Source organism: Ruixingdingia sedimenti, from assembly GCF_031432425.1.
Lineage (GTDB): Bacteria > Pseudomonadota > Alphaproteobacteria > Rhodobacterales > Rhodobacteraceae > Ruixingdingia > Ruixingdingia sedimenti.
Window position 1 is genome coordinate 184,076 of record NZ_JAVKPH010000005.1, and the last position, 15,794, is coordinate 199,869.

Here is a 15,794-nt window from a genome sequence, read left to right on the forward strand (position 1 = left end):
GGGGATATTTAGGGACAGAAAATGATCAGGGGTGCGCCAGTGCGGGACGGGCGCGCCGGTGGCTTCATCTTGCCGGAAATACTCGAACACAGCACCCGCCACGCGGCCGACGCCGGGGATCAGCCCCTTTGCGTCAGCAGCACGCCCGCGGCCATCACCGCGATGCCGGTGGCGCGGATCAGGCTGATCGGCTTGACCGGCGCGCCCATCAGCCCGAAATGGTCGATCACCGCGGCAGAGACCATCTGGCCCACCAGCACGCAGAAGATCGCGTTGCCGAGCCCGAAGCGTGGCGCGACTACCGTGACGCTGACGAGGTAGAAGGTCATCAGAAGCCCGCCGAACAGCAGGTGGCGCGGCTGCGCGGCGAGTTTCGCCAGCGGCGCGGGGCCGGTGGTGAACAGCATCACCGCCACCGCGCCCAGGAACGCCACCACCAGCAGCACGCAGGCCGCCGCCGCGGGCGCGCCGAGCCGGAGCCCGAGCTGCGCGTTGAGCATCGCCAGCACCGGCACCCCGGCGCCCGCGGCCAGCATCACCGCGGCAAAGCGCAGATGGTCGGGGTTCATGGCCGCGCCGCCTTTTCGGCGATGCCCGAGGTGCCCTCGCGCCGTTCCAGTTCGGCCAGCACATCGGCCAGCGTCACGTCGCGCGCGGCCAGCATCACCAGCAGGTGATAGATCACATCCGCGGCCTCGGCCGTCAGGCGCGCGCGGTCGCCCTTCACCGCCTCGATGATCGCCTCGATGGCCTCTTCGCCGAATTTCTCGGCGCATTTCTCGGGGCCCTTCGCCAGCAGCTTGGCGGTCCAGGAACTGTCCGGGTCCGCGCCCTTGCGGGCGGCGATGGTGGCGGCGAGGCGGTCGAGCGTACTCATCTGAGCATTCCTTGCAGGCGGCTGTCGTGCATGAATATCGCATCCAGCATGGCGAAGGCCCGGGGCGCGAAAGGGGTGCCGAGGATGTCGGCACGGGACAGCGCGGTGGCGTTGGCGCCGGTGTCCTGCGGCATGTCGGTGATCCGGAAACCCTCTGCCGCCGGGTCGTATACCGCGCGGAACAGCTGGCGTGCCGCGGGATCGCCGGAGGACCAGTCCCCGGTGCCGATCTGGAACAGGACGCCGTGGTCGCGGTGCCCGGCGGCGAAGCGCAGGGCATAGAAGGCCAGCCAGCCGGCGGGGGCGAACAATTCGCCCTCGATCCGGCTGGTGGTCGTGCCGCAGCAGTCGCAGGGCGTCTGGTGGATATCGCCTTCCTCCAGGCGGATATCCTGCCATGCCAGCGTCACGACAGCCGCACCGGGATGCCGGCGGCGGCCATGTGGTCCTTGGCCTGCCGGATGGTGAATTCGCCGAAATGGAAGATCGAGGCGGCAAGCACGGCCGAGGCATGGCCTTCGGTCACGCCCTCGACCAGATGGTCGAGCGTGCCGACCCCGCCCGAGGCGATGACGGGCACCGTGACCGCATCGGCGATGGCGCGGGTGAGGGGGATGTTGAATCCCGCGCGGGTGCCGTCGCGGTCCATCGAGGTCAGCAGGATTTCCCCCGCGCCCCTGGCCGCCACGGTGCGGGCGAAATCCACCGCGTCGATGCCGGTGGGCCTGCGCCCGCCGTGGGTGAAGATTTCCCACCGGCCCGGCGCGACCGTCTTGGCGTCGATGGCGACCACGATGCATTGCGACCCGAAACGGTCGGCGGCCCGCGCGACCACATCGGGGTCGGCCACGGCGGCGGAGTTGAAGGACACCTTGTCCGCCCCCGCCAGCAGCAGGGCGCGCACGTCCTCGGGCGTGCGCACGCCGCCGCCCACGGTCAGCGGCATGAAGCACTGTTCGGCGGTGCGGGTCACGAGGTCGTACATCGTGCCGCGGTTTTCATGCGTGGCGTGGATGTCGAGAAAGCACAGCTCGTCCGCCCCCGCCGCGTCATAGGCGCGCGCGGCCTCCACCGGGTCGCCGGCGTCGATCAGGTTGACGAAGTTGACGCCCTTGACCACGCGGCCGTCGGCCACGTCGAGACAGGGGATGATGCGGGTCTTGAGCATGGGCGGATCTTAGCGTGGCGGGGCGGGCGGGAAAAGGGCTCAGGCCCTGAGCGCGGCAAGGGCCGCGGCAAGGTCGATCGCGCCATCGTAGAGCGCGCGGCCGGAAATCGCACCGGCGATCACGCCGGTGTCGCGCAGCGCCAGCAGGTCCTCCATCCGGCTGACGCCGCCCGAGGCGATGACGGGGATGGCGACGGCGCGGGCAAGGGCCGCGGTCGCCTCGATATTGGGGCCCGCCATCGCGCCGTCGCGGTCGATGTCGGTGTAGATGATGGCGGCCACGCCCGCGTCCTCGAAACTGCGGGCGAGGTCGGTCGCCATCACATCGGTTTCCTCGGCCCATCCCTTGGTGGCCACCCGGCCCTTGCGGGCGTCGATGCCCACGGCGACGCGGCCGGGGAAGGCGCGCGCGGCCTCGCGCACCAGCGCGGGGTTTTCCACCGCCACGGTGCCGAGGATGACGCGGGCAAGGCCCTTTTCCAGCCACATCGCGATGGTCGTCATGTCGCGGATGCCGCCGCCCAACTGGCAGGGGACCTCGACGCGGGCAAGGATCGCCTCGACCGCCGCGGCGTTCACGGGGGTGCCGGCGAAGGCGCCGTTGAGGTCGACCAGATGCAGCCAGTCGCAGCCCGCCGCAGCAAAGGCCGCCGCCTGTGCCGCCGGGTCGTCGCCGAAGACGGTGGCCTTGTCCATGTCGCCGCGCAGCAGGCGCACGCACTGGCCGTCCTTGAGGTCGATGGCGGGGTAGAGGATCATCGGCGGCTCCTGCGTCTGGCCCGGGGCCTGCGCCCGGCGGGGGTTCCTTGGCAGAATGCGCGCCCTTTGCCAAGGTGGCTTGCCGCAGGGTCGGGCTTGCCGGGCGGGCGGGACTGGCGGATGCTGGCCTGCGTGATCATCCGGGGGAGGAGACCCGACATGTTGCGACTCATTCTGGCGGCGGGGCTGGCACTGGCCGCCGCGCCCGCACTGGCCGATCCGGTGCTGGGGCTGTGGAAGACGAAACCGGACGACAACGGCAATTTCGGCCAGGTGGAAATCGTGCCCTGCGGGGCCATGGTCTGCGGAACGCTGGTCAAGGCGTTCGATGCGGCCGGAAAGCCGATGGCCTCTGCCAATGTCGGCAAGCGGATCGTCTGGGACATGCAGCCCAGGGGCAACGGCAAATACGGCGGCGGCAAGGTCTGGGCGCCCGACCGCGACAAGACCTACAGCGCTAAGATGGAACTGAACGGCGACACGCTGGCGGTTTCGGGCTGCGTCACGGTGTTCTGCCGGGCGCAGGAATGGACGCGGGCGAAGTAACCCGGCCGGTGCGCGGGCGAAGGGGACAGGGCCGGGGCGCTGCCCGCGCCGGCTGGTTCTCGAACCAGTGGCGCACCAGCCGCCGCCCCCGGGATATTTGCGCCAGCCTGAAGACCTGCACATGCTTTCGGAAGGGAGCGCGCTGGTTCTTCAGGCTGGACTTAAATATCCCCGCCGGAGGCTCCCGCACTCTGCGCCCGCGCAACCGCCGGGCGGGGGCCTGTGCGGTTGCACGGCCCGGACGGGCTTGTATCCCCCCCGGGGCGGGGGCAAGGATGCGCGGTGATTTGCCCCGGGGGTGCCATGAGCGCGCAGAGCATGCGGCGGAGCGACTGGTTGCTGCTGTGCCTGCTGGCGCTGCTGTGGGGGGTGTCGTTCTTTTTCATCGCGGTCGTCCTGCCGTCCGTGCCCGCGTTCACGCTGGTCACAGTGCGGCTGGCGCTGGCGGCGCTGGCGCTGGCCGGGGTGATGCGGCTGCGCGGGATCCGCCTGCCGCGCGGGGCGCGGGCCTGGGGCGGGCTGGCGATGCTGGGGCTTTTGAACAATGCGCTGCCGTTTTCGCTGGTGGCGCTGGCGCAGGGGACGATCGACAGCGGGCTCGCCTCGGTGCTGAATGCCACGGTGCCGCTGTTCACCGTGGTGCTGGCGCGCATCGCCACCAGCGCCGAGCGGCTGACGCCCGCGCGCCTTGGCGGGGTGGCGGCGGGCATGGCCGGCGTGGCGGTGATGGTGGGCAGCGGCGCGCTGTCGGGCGGGCCGGGGCAGGCGGGGGCGCAGATGCTCAGCCTCGCCGCGGCGTTCTTCTATGCCACCGGGACCGTCTTTGCCCGCCGGATCGTGCCCGGGGGCCTGTCGCCGGTCGCCATGGCCTTCGGCCAGCTGAGCATGGCGACCCTGCTGCTGCTGCCGCTGTCGCTGCTGTTCGACGCGCCATGGACGCTGCCGATGCCGCCCCCGCATGCGCTGGCGGCGCTGGTGGTGCTGGCGCTTATGTCCACCGCCGGGGCCTATCTGATCTATTTCCGCCTGCTGATCTCTGCCGGGCCGGTGAACCTGCAACTCGTGACCTTCATGATCCCGGTCACGGCGCTGTTGTTGGGCGTGCTGGTTCTGGGCGAGGTGCTGGTGGCGCGCCAGATCGCGGGGATGGCGCTGATCGCGCTTGGCCTCGTGCTGATCGACGGGCGGTTGCTGCGCCGGCGCTAGGGCCGCCAGCGCAGGAAGTTGGCGATCAGGCGCAGGCCGGTGGCCTGGCTTTTTTCCGGGTGGAACTGGGTGCCGGCGACGTTGCCCCGGCCCACGATGGCGGTGATCGGGCCGCCGTAATCGACATGGGCCAGCAGGTCGGCCGCATCCGCGACGCGGAAGTGGTAGGAGTGCACGAAATAGGTGTGATCGCCGCTGGCGATGCCGTCGAGCACCGGATGCGGGCGGTCGATCACCAGATCGTTCCAGCCCATATGCGGCACCTTCAGCGCGGGGTCGGCGGGGGCGATGCGCGTGACCTCGCCCCCGATCCAGCCGAAGCCGGGCGTGTCGCGGTATTCGCGGCCCCATTCGGCCAGCATCTGCATGCCGACGCAGATGCCGAGGAAGGGCACCGCGCGGCGGCTCACGGCCTCGTCTATCGCCTCGAACAGGCCCGGGCGGTCCATCAGCGCGGCGCGGCAGGCGGGAAAGGCGCCATCGCCGGGCAGCACCACGCGGGTGGCGCGGGCGACATCCTCGGGCCGGGCGCTGACCAGCACCTCGCCCCCGCCCATTTCGGCCGCCACGCGCTGGAACGCCTTTTCCGCCGAATGCAGGTTGCCCGATTCGTAATCGACCAGGACGGTCAGGCCCGCCATCACAGCGCCCCTTTGGTGGACGGGATCGCATCGCCCCGGCGCGGGTCGGGTTCCACCGCCGCGCGCAGGGCCTGCGCCACGGCCTTGAAGGCGGCCTCGGCGATGTGGTGGCTGTTCACGCCGTGCAGCAGGTCCACATGCAGCGTGATGCCGCCATGGGTGGCCAGCGCCTGAAAGAACTCGCGCACCAGTTCGGTGTCGAAGGTGCCGATCTTGGGCGTGGGCAGCGCGAGGTTCCACACCAGGAAGGGCCGGCCCGACAGGTCCAGCGCCGCGCGCACCTGCGCATCGTCCATCGGCAGGTGGCACGACCCGTACCGGCGGATGCCGCGCTTGTCGCCAAGCGCGCGGGCCAGCGCCTGGCCGATGGCGATGCCGGTATCCTCGACCGTGTGGTGGTCGTCGATATGCAGATCGCCCGTCGCCCGCACCGTCAGGTCGATCATCGCATGCCGGCCCAGCTGGTCCAGCATGTGGTCGAAGAACCCCACCCCGGTGCGGTTGTCGCAGGTGCCGGTGCCGTCGAGGTTCACCGTCACCGCGATGTCGGTTTCGGCCGTCTTGCGGGTGATCGTCGCCTGGCGCATGGGGGTCTCCTTCGGGGCGGATGTGGCCTTATAGGCGGCGGGGGGGCGCAGGAAAAGGGGCAGGGCTTATGCAGGCCGGGGCTTTGCGCTAACGTGCCCCCGCCAGGAGGACCCCCGCCCCATGTCGCAAGTGCCGCTGACAGGAACCCGCATCCGCGAACGCCGCATCCATCTGGGGGTGCGGCAGGCCGATCTGGCGCGCGCGGCGGGGATTTCGGCATCCTATCTCAACCTGATCGAACACAACCGCCGCCGCATCGGGGCGGAGGTTCTGGCGCGGCTGGCCGGTGCGCTCGGCGTCGAGACCGGCGTGCTGTCGGGCGAGGCGGAGGCGGGGCTGGCCGATACCTTGCGCGAGGCCGCGGCGCAGGCGGGGCCCCCGCGGGGGCCCGCGGCCGAGGTGGACCAGATCGAGGATTTCGCCGGCCGCTTTCCCGGTTGGGCCGGGCTGGTGGTGCAGCAGCACGACCGGCTGTCGCAGCTCGACCGCGCGATCGAGGCGCTGAGCGACCGGATGAGCCACGACCCCCATCTGTCGGCCGTGCTGCACGAGATCCTGTCGGCCGCCACCGCCGTGCGTGCCACCGCCGCGATCCTGTCGGAAACCCCCGACATCGACCCCGACTGGCGCCAGCGGTTCGAGCGCAACCTGGCCGAGGACAGCGGCCGGCTGGCCGAGGGGGCGGAGGCGCTGGCGGGATACCTCGACGGGGTGGCGGCCGAGGAAACCGGCCTCGCCGCCCCGCAGGAGGAACTGGAGGCATGGCTGACCGGGCAGGACTGGCACCTGCCCGCGCTGGAAGAGGGCGCCGCACCCGAATCGCTGATCGGGGGGGCGGCGGAACTGGCGAGCGTCGCGGCGCGGCGGCTGGCGCTGGACTGGATGGCGACCTATCGCGAGGATGCCGCGCGCCTGCCGCTGGCGCCCTTTCTGGCCGGGGTGGCGGAACTGGGGCCCGATCCGGGGCGGCTGGCGGGGCGGTTCGGGGTGGATCCGGCGGCGGTGTTCCGGCGGCTGGCGACGCTGCCCGCCGATGCGGGGGCCTTCGGGCTGGTGGTCTGCGACGGGTCGGGCACGCTGATCCAGCGCAAGCCGCTGCCGGGTTTCGGGCTGCCGCGGTTCGGGGCGGCCTGTCCCTTGTGGCCGCTCTATCTGGCGCTGGCGCATCCGGCGCTGCCGATCCGGCGGCGGGTGGATGTGGCGGGAAGGCTCGGCGCGCGGTTCCTGGCGCTGGCCTGGTGCCAGCCGGTCTATCCCGAAGGCTTCGACGGTGCGCCGGTGATGCGGGCCTATATGCTGATCCTGCCCGATACCGGGCCGGAGGGCGCGGCGGGCGGGCCGGTGACGCCGGTGGGCGTGTCCTGCCGCATCTGCCCGCGCCGCGACTGCGCCGCCCGGCGCGAGCCCGCGATCATGGGCGAGGGGCGCCGCCGTGCCTGACCACGCCCCCCGCCCGGCCATTCCGCCGCCCGCCCCGCATCACATTTCCGCCCGCTTTGGCCCCTAGCCACGGCCCGGTTGCAGAACGGACCCCGCATGCAGAAATTCGATGGCCGGATCGTCGGCGTGACCCAGGGCAGCAGCCTGCTGTTTTCCGATTTCGCGGACGACGGCCCGATGTGGGCCGGCGCGGGCCCGCGCGAAAGCCGCCATCCGGTGCGGTTCGATCAGGCCTTCACCGCGCCCCCGGCGGTGATCGTCGGCATCGCCATGTGGGACATGGACCGCGAAACCAACATCCGCGCCCATATCGCGGCGGAAAACATCACCGCCGAAGGGTTCGAGATCGTGTTCCGCACCTGGGGCGACACGCGGGTCGCCCGCATCCGCGCCGACTGGACGGCCATCGGCGCGCTGCCCGACGATGATCTGTGGGACGTGCGCTAGGGGGCGCATTCACACCGCCCGTTCGCGCGGCGGTGCCATCAGGGGCGGTGAGGCCGGGAAACCCGGCTAGGCCAGCGCCCGCCGGGGCAGTGGTCATGGCATCGTGGTGGCGAAGGCACGCGCCTTCGCCGGCCAGAGCGGAAGGGCGGACGGACGATCCGCCCCGCCTCAGGGCCGCGGATAGAGCCCCTCGTAGATCGGTTGCAGCGTCTCGACCTCGAACAGCGAGGATACCGAGGTGCCGTTCCAGATGTTCAGGATCGCCTGCGCGAAGAGCGGCGCCGTGGGCACGATGCGGATGTTGGGGGTCGCGCGCACGGCGGCCGAAGGCTCGATCGAATCGGTGATGACCAGCGATTTCATCTGCGATTTCGCCACCCGTTCCACCGCCGGACCCGACAGCACGCCATGGGTGATGTAGCTGTGCACCTCGGTCGCGCCGTTTTCCATCAGCAGGTCGGCGGCCTTCACCAGCGTGCCCGCGGTATCGCAGATGTCGTCGACGATGATGCAGGTCTGCCCCCGCACGTCGCCGATCACCGTCATCTCGGCCACCTCGCCCGCACGTTCGCGCCGCTTGTCCACGATGGCCAGCGCGCAGCCGATGCGCTTGGCCAGTTCCCGCGCCCGCGCCACGCCGCCCACATCCGGCGACACGATGGTCACATTGTCCAGCCGCCCGCGGAACTGGTGTTCCACATCCATCGCGAAGATCGGCGCGGCATAGAGGTTGTCCACCGGGATGTCGAAGAACCCCTGGATCTGCGCCGCATGCAGGTCGAGCGTCAGCACCCGTTCCACCCCCGCCTCGGTCAGCAGGTTCGCCACCAGTTTCGCCGAAATGGGGGTGCGCGCCTTGGCGCGGCGGTCTTGCCGGGCATAGCCGAAATAGGGGATCACCGCCGTGATGCGCGCCGCCGAGGACCGGCGCAGCGCGTCGGTGATGATCAGCAGTTCCATCAGGTTGTCATTGGCCGGGTTCGAGGTCGGCTGGATGATGAACATGTCCTCGCCGCGGACGTTTTCGTAGACCTCGACGAAGATTTCCTGATCGTTGAAGCGTTCGACCCGCGCATTCAGCAGGTTCACCGACATGCCGCGATGCATCGACATGCGGCGCGCGATGGCGGAAGCTAGGGTACGGTTGGCGTTGCCGGAAATCAGCTTCGGCTCGGTCATCACGGGCATGGGGGGTCCTTCGGGCAGCATCCGGGCGGATTCGGGATTCCGTTCCCGCTTATCACCCGCCTTGCGGCTTGCAAACCCGGGCGATGACGGCACGGGTTGCATGTTGGCGCGGGGGCGGCGAAATTGCCCCGCACAGCCAGCCAGGGGGACCGCAGCATGGCCCATGTCGATTACTATTTCACGCTTCTGTCGCCCTGGTGCTACCTCGCCGGCCAGCGGCTGGAAGGCATCGCCGCCCGCCACGGCGCGGGCATCACCTACAAACCCGTCGATCCGGCGGGGCTGTTCGCCCGCACCGGGGGCAAGATGCTGCCCGAACGGCACGAAAGCCGCCGCGCCTATCGCCTGCAGGAACTGCGCCGCTGGTCGGACCATCTGGGGATGAAGCTCGACCCGCAGCCGGCGTTCTTTCCAACCAACCCGGCGCCCGCCTCTTACGCCGTGATCGCGGCGCAGACCGCGGGCGGGGGCGATCCGGGCGGGCTGGTGCATGCCTTTCTGCGCGCGGTCTGGGCCGAGGGGCGCAACATCGCCGAGGACGAGGTGATCCGCGATCTGCTGGCCGCCCATGGCTTCGACCCCGCGCTGGCCGACAAGGGCCTTTTCACCGGGGCCGAAACCTATGGCCGCAATCTGGAAGATGCGGTGGCCGCGGGCGTGTTCGGCATGCCGTTCTATGTCGTCGGGCAGGAATGTTTCTGGGGGCAGGACCGGCTGGATTTCCTCGACCGTCACCTTGCGGGGCAGGCGCGATGACCGAGGCGGTCATCGCCGGCCATCGCACCGCCTGGCGGGTGTTCGGCCACGGGCCGCGCCCGGCGCTGGCGCTGCATTGTTCGCTGGCCCATGCCGGGGCCTGGGCGGCGGTGGGCGAACGGTTGGGCGATCTTCTGACGATGACGGCGGTGGACATGCCGGGCCACGGGCGGACGGCGGACTGGGACGGCGGGACCGACCTGCACCGGCTGTCCACCGACATCGCGGCGCATTTCGCGGCGCAGGGGCCGGTGGACCTGATCGGCCATTCCTTCGGCGGCACCGTCGCGCTGCGGCTGGCGCTGGAACGGCCCGAACGGGTGCGCAGCCTGACGCTGATCGAACCGGTGCTGTTCGCGGCCGCCCATCGGGCCGACCCCGCGCACTATGCCGCCGACACCGCGCAGGCCCCCTTTGCGCAGGCCTGGCGCGAGGGGCGGCGCGAGGATGCGGCGGCGCTGTTCCATGCCGAATGGGGCAACGGTATCGCGCTGGACGCGCTGCCCGAACGCCAGCGGCGCTATATCGTGGACCGCATGGGCCTGATCGTGGCGCAGGATCCCTATCTGGCGCAGGACAGCGCGGGGCTGCTGCGGCCCGGGGGCCTCGAATCGCTGCCGATGCCGGTGCTGCTGGCCGAGGGCGGCGCCTCGCCCCCGGTCATCGGCGCGATCATGGGCGAACTCGCCCGCCGCATTCCCGACGCGCGCCGGCTGGTGGTGCCGGGGGCGGGGCATATGCTGCCGATCACCCATTCCGCCGCGGTGGCGGCCGGGCTGCGCGCGATGCTGGCGGAACCGACGTAGGGCGCGCGCCTTGCGGCCCCGCCGATTTGTCTGGCGAAGGCGCGTGCCTTCGCCACCGCGATGCAGATTGCGTTGCCCCGGCCGGGGGCCCCAAGCCCCCGGCCAGCGCCCGCCCCGCCCATGGCGGGCGCTTCTCGCCCGCCGGGGCAGGCGCTGGCCTACCCGGGTTGCCCGGCATCTCCGTTCCTAGCGGCACCGCCGCGCGAACGGGCGGGGGAAACGCAGCGCGTTTCCTGATCCCGCCCGGCCCGAGCGGTGTGCAAAGGGCGATCCGTCCCCGTTCAGCCGCGCAGGGCGGCGAGGAACCCGTCCACCTCTGCCGCCGTGGTGGCCCAGGAGGCGACGAGCCGCACGGCCCCGTGGCCGTCCCCATGCGGGTAGAACCTGGCCCCCGCCGCCCGCGCCCGGGCCAGGGATGGGGCGGGCAGGGTGGCAAAGACCATGTTGCCCTGCACGGGGTGCAGCAGGCGCCCGCCCGGCAGCGCCGCGATGCCCGCCGCCAGCCGCGCCGCCATCGCGTTCGCCCGCGTGGCGAGGTCGAGCCACAACCCGCCTTCCAGCCATGCCGCGATCTGCGCCGCCAGATAGCGGTGCTTGGACAAAAGATGCCCGCCCCGCTTGCGCCGGCGGTCGAAATCCGCCGCGCGGGCGGGGTCGAAGATGACGACCGCCTCTGCCCCCATCAGCCCGTTCTTGGTCCCGCCGAGCGACAGGACATCCACCCCGGCCTTCCATGTCGCCTCTGCCGGGGAACAGCCCGCCGTGGCCAGCGCATTGGCCAGCCGCGCGCCGTCCATATGCACCGCCAGCCCCCGCGCATGGGCGATGGCGGCCAGTTCCGCCACCTGCGCAGGCGTATGAAGGGTGCCGAGTTCCGACAGGTTCGACAGGCTGACCGCCGCCGGCCGCACCGCATGCACACCCGCCCCCGCCAGCCGGTCCACCGCCGCGGCCAGCGCCGCCGGGTCCATCCGCCCGTCGGGGGCGGCGACGGGCAGCAGTTTCGCCCCGCCGGTATAGAATTCCGGCGCGCCGCATTCGTCGTGCAGTATATGCGCCTGATCGGCGCAGAACACCGCGCCATAGGCCGGGCAAACGGCGCCGAGCGCCAGCGCATTCGCCGCCGTGCCGGTGGCGACCAGATGCACCGCGGCCCCCGGCGCCTCGAACAGGTCGCGGATCATCGCCACCGCCCGCGCGGTCAGCGGATCCGCGCCATAGGGCATCGCCGGGCCGTCGTTCGCCGCCGCCAGCGCCGCCATCACCGGCGCCGGGCAGGGCGCGCCGTTGTCGGAGGCGAAGAACATCAGGGCTCTTCCTCGATCAGGTAGTCTTCCCAGTCGTCTTCCGTCACCTCGTATTCCGGCACCGTCCAGCCGCGCACCGAGGCCCCCGCCGCATGCACCGATTCCGGGTCGCCCGTGCGCAGCGGGTGCCAGTCCGGCAGGGGCTGGCCTTCGTAGAGCAGCCGATAGGCGCAGCTGCGGGGCAGCCAATAGGCGACCTCGGGCAGCTTTTTCGGGGTCAGCACCACGCAGTCGGGCACGAACTGGTGACGGATGGGGTATTGGGTGCAGCGGCAGGTCTCGCCATCCAGCAGCCGGCAGGCCACCCGGGTGAAGGCGACCTCGCCCGTATCCTCGAACTCGATCTTGTTCAGGCAGCACTTGCCGCAGCCATCGCACAGGGATTCCCATTCCGCAGGGGTCATGCGGTTCAAGGGGACGGTTTCCCAGAAGCGGGGGCGAAGCTTGGTCATGGGCGAGTCTTGCCTGCGGGGCGGGGAAAAGGGAAGGGGGCCGCGAGGATGGCGGGGCCTTGCCCGGCCTTTGCCTCGGAGGAGAGGGCGGGAGCCTCCGGCGGGGATATTTGGGGACAGAAAGTGATGGGCGGTGCGCACATCGTCATGACGCGGCGAGGATGTCGCGGGCGCGGGCGCAATCCTCCTGCATCTGGGCGATCAGCGCGTCGAGGCTGTCGAAGGCGGCTTCGGGGCGCAGATAGTCCACCAGCGCGACCGACAGGTTGCGGCCGTAAAGGTCGCCCGCGAAGTCGAAGATGAAGGTTTCCAGATTGGGCTGGTTCACCCCGAACATGGGCCGCACGCCGAGGCTGGCGGCGCCCAGATAGCTGCCCGCCTGCGGCCCGTCGCGCACATCCACCCGCACCGCATAGACGCCGAGCCGCGGCAGGTGCAGCCGGTCGAGCGACATGTTGGCGGTCGGGAAACCCAGATCGCGCCCCCGCTTCGCGCCATGCAGCACCGGCCCCTCGATCCGGTGCCAGTGGCCCAGCATCCGGGCGGCGTCGCGCGGGCGGCCCTCGGTCAGCGCGGTGCGGATCGCCGTCGAGGACACCTGCCCGCCGCCCGGGGTTTCCACCGTGCCGGCGACCGACACCGCGATCCCGTGGGCGGCGCCAAGCGCGCGCAGCGCCGCCGCATCGCCCTGCCGGCCGCGGCCGAAGCGGAAATCCTCGCCCACCACGACATGGCGGACCCCGAGACCGTCATGGAGCACCTCGGCCACGAATTCCTCGGGCGTAAGCGCGGCGAGGCGGGCGTCGAAGGGCAGTTCGTAAAGGTGATCCACCCCCAGCTTGGACAGGCGGCTGGCGCGGGCGGCGGGGCTCATCAGCCGGAAGGGCGGGGCCTCGGGGGCAAAGAATTCGCGGGGATGGGGTTCGAACGTCACCACGCCGAGCGGCAGGTCCGGGCGGCGCGCGATGTCGATCACCGCCTGATGGCCGATATGCACGCCATCGAAATTGCCCATCGCGACCGAGGCGCCCCTGTCCGCGGCGGAAAGCCGTTGCCAATGCCGGTGTCGTTGCATCTTCCCCCGCAAACCGCGGATGCGCGGGGGCGTCCGCCGTCAGTCGAACTTGCGGCTCGGCGCCAGAACCAGCGCCTCGCCTTTCAGGACCACCGTATCGCCCACGGCGCAATGGGTTTCAAGGGTGACACGGCGGCGCGCATGGTCGATGGCCGTCACCCTGACCTCTGCCAGAACCGTGTCGCCGGGGCGCACGGGGGCCATGAATTTCAGGCTCTGCCCCAGATAGACGGTGCCGTGGCCGGGCAGCTGTTCGCCGATCACGGCAGAGATCAGCCCCGCCGTCAGCATGCCATGCGCGATTCGCCCCTCGAAGATCGTGTCGCGGGCATAGTCGTCGTCCAGATGCACCGGGTTGCGGTCGGTCGAGACCTCGGCGAAGAGTTCGATATCGCGATCCGTCACCTGCTTGCGCAGATGGCGGGTCATGCCGATCTCGATGTCTTCGATGCAGATCGTGCCGCGGGGCATGTTGTCGAGCATGTCGTTCACCTTGACCTTGGCCTCTGCCGGGGGATTGGGCTGTTGCAGCATATACATCATGCCGCGATGCAGCGCAATCCGGTGCGCAACAAGTTTACAAGGATTCGGTTTGACGGGAAAGAATGTTTCCCGCCGGTTTCACCCCAACCGCCCGATGGCATAGCGCGGCGCCATCTGCCGCGCATCCAGCCACGCCTGCAACCGCCCTGCATCGGGCGCCGCCGGGTCGGCGCCGAATTCCGCCGCCGCCAGACCCCCGGTGACGAAAAGCGCGTCCAGCCCCTCGCCCTCTGCCCCGGCCACGTCGGTGGCGATGCCGTCGCCCACGGCAAGGATGCGGTCGGGTGCGATGTCGGGGCGGATCGCGGCCAGCCGCCGGCGTGCAAGGTCGTAGATCGGCGGATGCGGCTTGCCGAAATAAAGCGCGGTGCCCCCCATCTCGGTGTAAAGCTGCGCCAGCGACCCCGCGCAGTAGAGCCGCTTGTCGCCGTAATCCACCGCGATGTCGGGATTGGCGCAGAGCATCTTGAGCCCGTTGACCTTGGCCAGCAGCAACTGGCCCCGGTAATCCTCGGGCGTCTCGGTCATGTCGTTGAAAAGGCCGGTGCAGACGATGCCTTCGGCCTCTGCCAGCGGCACGCGGGTGATGGTCTCGCCGCCGGTCAGGTCGTCGGCCATCTCGGTGAAGAAGGTGTCGTCCTTGGGCGGGCCCAGATGCCAGACCCGCCGCCCCACCGCGCCCGCCACCAGCGCCGCCTGCGCCGCATCGCCCGATGTCACCACCTCGTCATACACATCCCGCGGCACGCCGATCGTATCCAGTTGCCGGACGACCGAGGGCTTGGGCCGGGGGGCGTTCGTCAGCAGCACCACCGCGCCGCCCCGGGCGCGGAACGCCGCCAGTGCCGCCACCGCGGGGGCGAAGGGTTCGCGCCCGTTGTGCAGGCACCCCCAGAGATCGCAGAAAAGCGCGTCGTAATCGGCGGAAATCTCGGCCAGCGCGGTGATGAGGCGGGTCATGGCGGTCCTGTTCATGGGAAGGGGCGCCGAGGCGCCCCTTGCGGATCAGATCTTGAGCGCCGGGATGATCTGCTTTTTCCGGCTCATGACGCCGGGCAGGACCACCGTGTCGCCCGTGACCGTGCAGGCGAAGGACGCCTCGGCGATCCGTTTCACCAGATCGTTGGGCACCAGCAGCGTCGCCTCTTCCTTCAGGATGTCGACGACGAACAGCAGCACCTGATCGGCCCCGTCCTCGGCGGCGACGCCGGGCATGGCGGCCATCAGGCTGTCCTTGCGGTCCAGCAGGACGCGGGGCGCGGTGGTTTCCAGCACCGAGACGCGCAACTGCTTGCCCGCGACCTCATATTCCTTGCTGTCCATGCGCAGCAGTTCGGCATCCGAAAAGGCCGACACATCCGATTTCGCCGCGAACAGTTCCTCTGCATAGTCGGGGATCGAGATGCCCAGTTCGCGCGCCAGCTTTTCCGCCACCGCGCGGTCATGCGGCGTGGTGGTGGGGCTGCGGAATTCCAGCGTGTCCGACAGGATGCAGGACAGCATCGCGCATTTGACGTTTTCCGGCATGCTGGCCATGTCGTCGCCGATCAGGTCGTGCATGATCGTCGCGGTACAGGCGAGCGGGCGGATGGTGATGTCGATCGGCCCCCTGGTTTTCAGGCCGCCGGCCAGCAGGTGGTGGTCGATGATCTGGATGATGTTCGCGTCGTTGACCGAGGGCGGCAGTTCGGCGGGGTTGTTGGTGTCCACGATCACCACGTCGTCGCCCGCGGCCACGTCGGCGATGATCTCGGGCTTCGGCAGATCCCACCGTTTCAGCACGAAGGCCGCCTCGGTATTGGGTTCGCCCAGAAGCTTCGCCTCGGCCGGGGTGCCCTTGATGGCGGTCAGATACCAGGCCCAGATGATGGGAGAGCCGGTCGAATCGGTGTCGGGGGCCTTGTGGCCGAATACCTTGATCATGTCTGGTTCCTTGCGTCTGGCTTGTGGCCGGCTGTGGAAAACACCGGCCTTTTAGCCGAGGGCCGGTGGAAT

Annotated in this window: 20 protein-coding genes; 6 read left to right on the forward strand and 14 right to left on the reverse strand. The window is 70.4% G+C overall.

Features of this window, described 5'->3' with window-relative positions; translation table 11 throughout:
* Positions 1–119: 119 nt before the first annotated feature.
* Genes RGD00_RS06785 through hisA form a run of 5 tightly spaced genes read right to left on the reverse strand, consistent with a single transcriptional unit; the run spans position 120 to position 2,804 of the window.
* On the reverse strand, positions 120–569 hold the full coding sequence (locus RGD00_RS06785; RefSeq protein WP_310456549.1) for a DMT family transporter: 450 nt from the start codon (positions 567–569) through the stop codon (positions 120–122).
* Positions 566–877, reverse strand: a complete 312-nt coding sequence (locus tag RGD00_RS06790; protein WP_310456550.1) for a phosphoribosyl-ATP diphosphatase — start codon at positions 875–877, stop codon at positions 566–568. The genes RGD00_RS06785 and RGD00_RS06790 overlap by 4 nt, the downstream gene beginning before the upstream one ends.
* On the reverse strand, positions 874–1,287 hold the full coding sequence (locus tag RGD00_RS06795; RefSeq protein WP_310456551.1) for a hypothetical protein: 414 nt from the start codon (positions 1,285–1,287) through the stop codon (positions 874–876). Before RGD00_RS06795 ends, RGD00_RS06790 begins: the two co-directional genes overlap by 4 nt.
* Positions 1,284–2,045 carry an imidazole glycerol phosphate synthase subunit HisF gene (hisF, locus tag RGD00_RS06800; RefSeq protein WP_310456552.1) on the reverse strand — a complete coding sequence of 254 codons (762 nt, stop codon included), beginning with the start codon at positions 2,043–2,045 and terminating at the stop codon, positions 1,284–1,286. The genes RGD00_RS06795 and hisF overlap by 4 nt, the downstream gene beginning before the upstream one ends.
* A 39-nt stretch (positions 2,046–2,084) precedes the next feature.
* Positions 2,085–2,804, reverse strand: a complete 720-nt coding sequence (gene hisA / locus RGD00_RS06805) for a 1-(5-phosphoribosyl)-5-[(5-phosphoribosylamino)methylideneamino]imidazole-4-carboxamide isomerase (protein ID WP_310456553.1) — start codon at positions 2,802–2,804, stop codon at positions 2,085–2,087.
* 159 nt (positions 2,805–2,963) lie between these two features.
* Here hisA and RGD00_RS06810 point away from each other — a divergent pair, with 159 nt between their 5' ends.
* Positions 2,964–3,350, forward strand: a complete 387-nt coding sequence (locus RGD00_RS06810) for a DUF2147 domain-containing protein (protein ID WP_310456554.1) — start codon at positions 2,964–2,966, stop codon at positions 3,348–3,350.
* Positions 3,351–3,653: 303 nt separating this feature from the next.
* Positions 3,654–4,556 carry a DMT family transporter gene (locus RGD00_RS06815; protein WP_310456555.1) on the forward strand — a complete coding sequence of 301 codons (903 nt, stop codon included), beginning with the start codon at positions 3,654–3,656 and terminating at the stop codon, positions 4,554–4,556.
* Here RGD00_RS06815 and hisH read toward each other — a convergent pair.
* Both hisH and hisB read right to left on the reverse strand, forming a co-directional pair.
* Positions 4,553–5,197 carry an imidazole glycerol phosphate synthase subunit HisH gene (gene hisH / locus RGD00_RS06820; protein ID WP_310456556.1) on the reverse strand — a complete coding sequence of 215 codons (645 nt, stop codon included), beginning with the start codon at positions 5,195–5,197 and terminating at the stop codon, positions 4,553–4,555. The two genes, RGD00_RS06815 and hisH, sit on opposite strands and share 4 nt — an antisense overlap.
* Complete coding sequence (hisB, locus tag RGD00_RS06825) at positions 5,197–5,784, reverse strand: imidazoleglycerol-phosphate dehydratase HisB (protein ID WP_310456557.1); 588 nt, start codon at positions 5,782–5,784, stop codon at positions 5,197–5,199. Before hisB ends, hisH begins: the two co-directional genes overlap by 1 nt.
* A gap of 121 nt (positions 5,785–5,905) precedes the next feature.
* On the opposite strand from hisB, the gene RGD00_RS06830 reads away from it, so the two are divergent.
* Positions 5,906–7,225 (forward strand): helix-turn-helix domain-containing protein, encoded by a 1,320-nt coding sequence (locus RGD00_RS06830; protein WP_310456558.1) that lies wholly within the window; start codon positions 5,906–5,908, stop codon positions 7,223–7,225.
* Positions 7,226–7,321: 96 nt separating this feature from the next.
* Positions 7,322–7,672 carry an H-type lectin domain-containing protein gene (locus RGD00_RS06835; RefSeq protein WP_310456559.1) on the forward strand — a complete coding sequence of 117 codons (351 nt, stop codon included), beginning with the start codon at positions 7,322–7,324 and terminating at the stop codon, positions 7,670–7,672.
* A gap of 168 nt (positions 7,673–7,840) precedes the next feature.
* Here the strand turns inward: RGD00_RS06835 and RGD00_RS06840 are convergent, their stop codons facing one another.
* Positions 7,841–8,860 carry a ribose-phosphate pyrophosphokinase gene (locus RGD00_RS06840; RefSeq protein ID WP_310456560.1) on the reverse strand — a complete coding sequence of 340 codons (1,020 nt, stop codon included), beginning with the start codon at positions 8,858–8,860 and terminating at the stop codon, positions 7,841–7,843.
* A 156-nt stretch (positions 8,861–9,016) separates the two neighbouring features.
* Between RGD00_RS06840 and RGD00_RS06845 the strand changes: the two genes are divergently transcribed.
* Both RGD00_RS06845 and RGD00_RS06850 read left to right on the forward strand, forming a co-directional pair.
* Positions 9,017–9,616, forward strand: coding sequence for a 2-hydroxychromene-2-carboxylate isomerase (locus RGD00_RS06845; protein ID WP_310456561.1), 600 nt, complete (start codon positions 9,017–9,019; stop codon positions 9,614–9,616).
* The gene (locus RGD00_RS06850) at positions 9,613–10,422 is read left to right on the forward strand and encodes an alpha/beta fold hydrolase (RefSeq protein WP_310456562.1); all 810 of its coding nucleotides are present in this window, start codon (positions 9,613–9,615) and stop codon (positions 10,420–10,422) included. Before RGD00_RS06845 ends, RGD00_RS06850 begins: the two co-directional genes overlap by 4 nt.
* A gap of 281 nt (positions 10,423–10,703) precedes the next feature.
* Here the strand turns inward: RGD00_RS06850 and RGD00_RS06855 are convergent, their stop codons facing one another.
* From RGD00_RS06855 to RGD00_RS06880, 6 genes are all read right to left on the reverse strand, one after another.
* Complete coding sequence (locus RGD00_RS06855) at positions 10,704–11,729, reverse strand: threonine aldolase family protein (RefSeq protein ID WP_310456563.1); 1,026 nt, start codon at positions 11,727–11,729, stop codon at positions 10,704–10,706.
* On the reverse strand, positions 11,729–12,181 hold the full coding sequence (locus RGD00_RS06860; protein WP_310456564.1) for a YcgN family cysteine cluster protein: 453 nt from the start codon (positions 12,179–12,181) through the stop codon (positions 11,729–11,731). The genes RGD00_RS06855 and RGD00_RS06860 overlap by 1 nt, the downstream gene beginning before the upstream one ends.
* A gap of 145 nt (positions 12,182–12,326) precedes the next feature.
* Complete coding sequence (locus RGD00_RS06865) at positions 12,327–13,256, reverse strand: bifunctional riboflavin kinase/FAD synthetase (RefSeq protein WP_310456565.1); 930 nt, start codon at positions 13,254–13,256, stop codon at positions 12,327–12,329.
* 39 nt (positions 13,257–13,295) lie between these two features.
* Positions 13,296–13,739 carry a MaoC family dehydratase gene (locus RGD00_RS06870; RefSeq protein ID WP_310456608.1) on the reverse strand — a complete coding sequence of 148 codons (444 nt, stop codon included), beginning with the start codon at positions 13,737–13,739 and terminating at the stop codon, positions 13,296–13,298.
* Positions 13,740–13,877: 138 nt separating this feature from the next.
* Positions 13,878–14,759, reverse strand: coding sequence for a TIGR01459 family HAD-type hydrolase (locus RGD00_RS06875; protein WP_310456566.1), 882 nt, complete (start codon positions 14,757–14,759; stop codon positions 13,878–13,880).
* A 45-nt stretch (positions 14,760–14,804) separates the two neighbouring features.
* On the reverse strand, positions 14,805–15,722 hold the full coding sequence (locus tag RGD00_RS06880) for a manganese-dependent inorganic pyrophosphatase (RefSeq protein ID WP_310456567.1): 918 nt from the start codon (positions 15,720–15,722) through the stop codon (positions 14,805–14,807).
* Positions 15,723–15,794 lie beyond the last annotated feature (72 nt).

Excerpts from the sequence above, each read along its gene's own strand:
- RGD00_RS06810 (WP_310456554.1), top strand. The coding sequence starts at position 2,964 with ATGTTGCGACTCATTCTGGCGGCGGGGCTGGCACTGGCCGCCGCGCCC.
- RGD00_RS06870 (WP_310456608.1), bottom strand. The coding sequence starts at position 13,739 with ATGCTCGACAACATGCCCCGCGGCACGATCTGCATCGAAGACATCGAG.
- hisA (WP_310456553.1), bottom strand. The coding sequence starts at position 2,804 with ATGATCCTCTACCCCGCCATCGACCTCAAGGACGGCCAGTGCGTGCGC.
- hisH (WP_310456556.1), bottom strand. The coding sequence starts at position 5,197 with ATGGCGGGCCTGACCGTCCTGGTCGATTACGAATCGGGCAACCTGCAT.
- RGD00_RS06785 (WP_310456549.1), bottom strand. The coding sequence starts at position 569 with ATGAACCCCGACCATCTGCGCTTTGCCGCGGTGATGCTGGCCGCGGGC.
- RGD00_RS06840 (WP_310456560.1), bottom strand. The coding sequence starts at position 8,860 with ATGCCCGTGATGACCGAGCCGAAGCTGATTTCCGGCAACGCCAACCGT.
- RGD00_RS06850 (WP_310456562.1), top strand. The coding sequence starts at position 9,613 with ATGACCGAGGCGGTCATCGCCGGCCATCGCACCGCCTGGCGGGTGTTC.
- RGD00_RS06815 (WP_310456555.1), top strand. The coding sequence starts at position 3,654 with ATGAGCGCGCAGAGCATGCGGCGGAGCGACTGGTTGCTGCTGTGCCTG.
- RGD00_RS06790 (WP_310456550.1), bottom strand. The coding sequence starts at position 877 with ATGAGTACGCTCGACCGCCTCGCCGCCACCATCGCCGCCCGCAAGGGC.
- RGD00_RS06880 (WP_310456567.1), bottom strand. The coding sequence starts at position 15,722 with ATGATCAAGGTATTCGGCCACAAGGCCCCCGACACCGATTCGACCGGC.
- hisF (WP_310456552.1), bottom strand. The coding sequence starts at position 2,045 with ATGCTCAAGACCCGCATCATCCCCTGTCTCGACGTGGCCGACGGCCGC.
- RGD00_RS06865 (WP_310456565.1), bottom strand. The coding sequence starts at position 13,256 with ATGCAACGACACCGGCATTGGCAACGGCTTTCCGCCGCGGACAGGGGC.
- RGD00_RS06835 (WP_310456559.1), top strand. The coding sequence starts at position 7,322 with ATGCAGAAATTCGATGGCCGGATCGTCGGCGTGACCCAGGGCAGCAGC.
- RGD00_RS06860 (WP_310456564.1), bottom strand. The coding sequence starts at position 12,181 with ATGACCAAGCTTCGCCCCCGCTTCTGGGAAACCGTCCCCTTGAACCGC.
- RGD00_RS06830 (WP_310456558.1), top strand. The coding sequence starts at position 5,906 with ATGTCGCAAGTGCCGCTGACAGGAACCCGCATCCGCGAACGCCGCATC.
- RGD00_RS06845 (WP_310456561.1), top strand. The coding sequence starts at position 9,017 with ATGGCCCATGTCGATTACTATTTCACGCTTCTGTCGCCCTGGTGCTAC.
- RGD00_RS06875 (WP_310456566.1), bottom strand. The coding sequence starts at position 14,759 with ATGACCCGCCTCATCACCGCGCTGGCCGAGATTTCCGCCGATTACGAC.
- hisB (WP_310456557.1), bottom strand. The coding sequence starts at position 5,784 with ATGCGCCAGGCGACGATCACCCGCAAGACGGCCGAAACCGACATCGCG.
- RGD00_RS06855 (WP_310456563.1), bottom strand. The coding sequence starts at position 11,729 with ATGTTCTTCGCCTCCGACAACGGCGCGCCCTGCCCGGCGCCGGTGATG.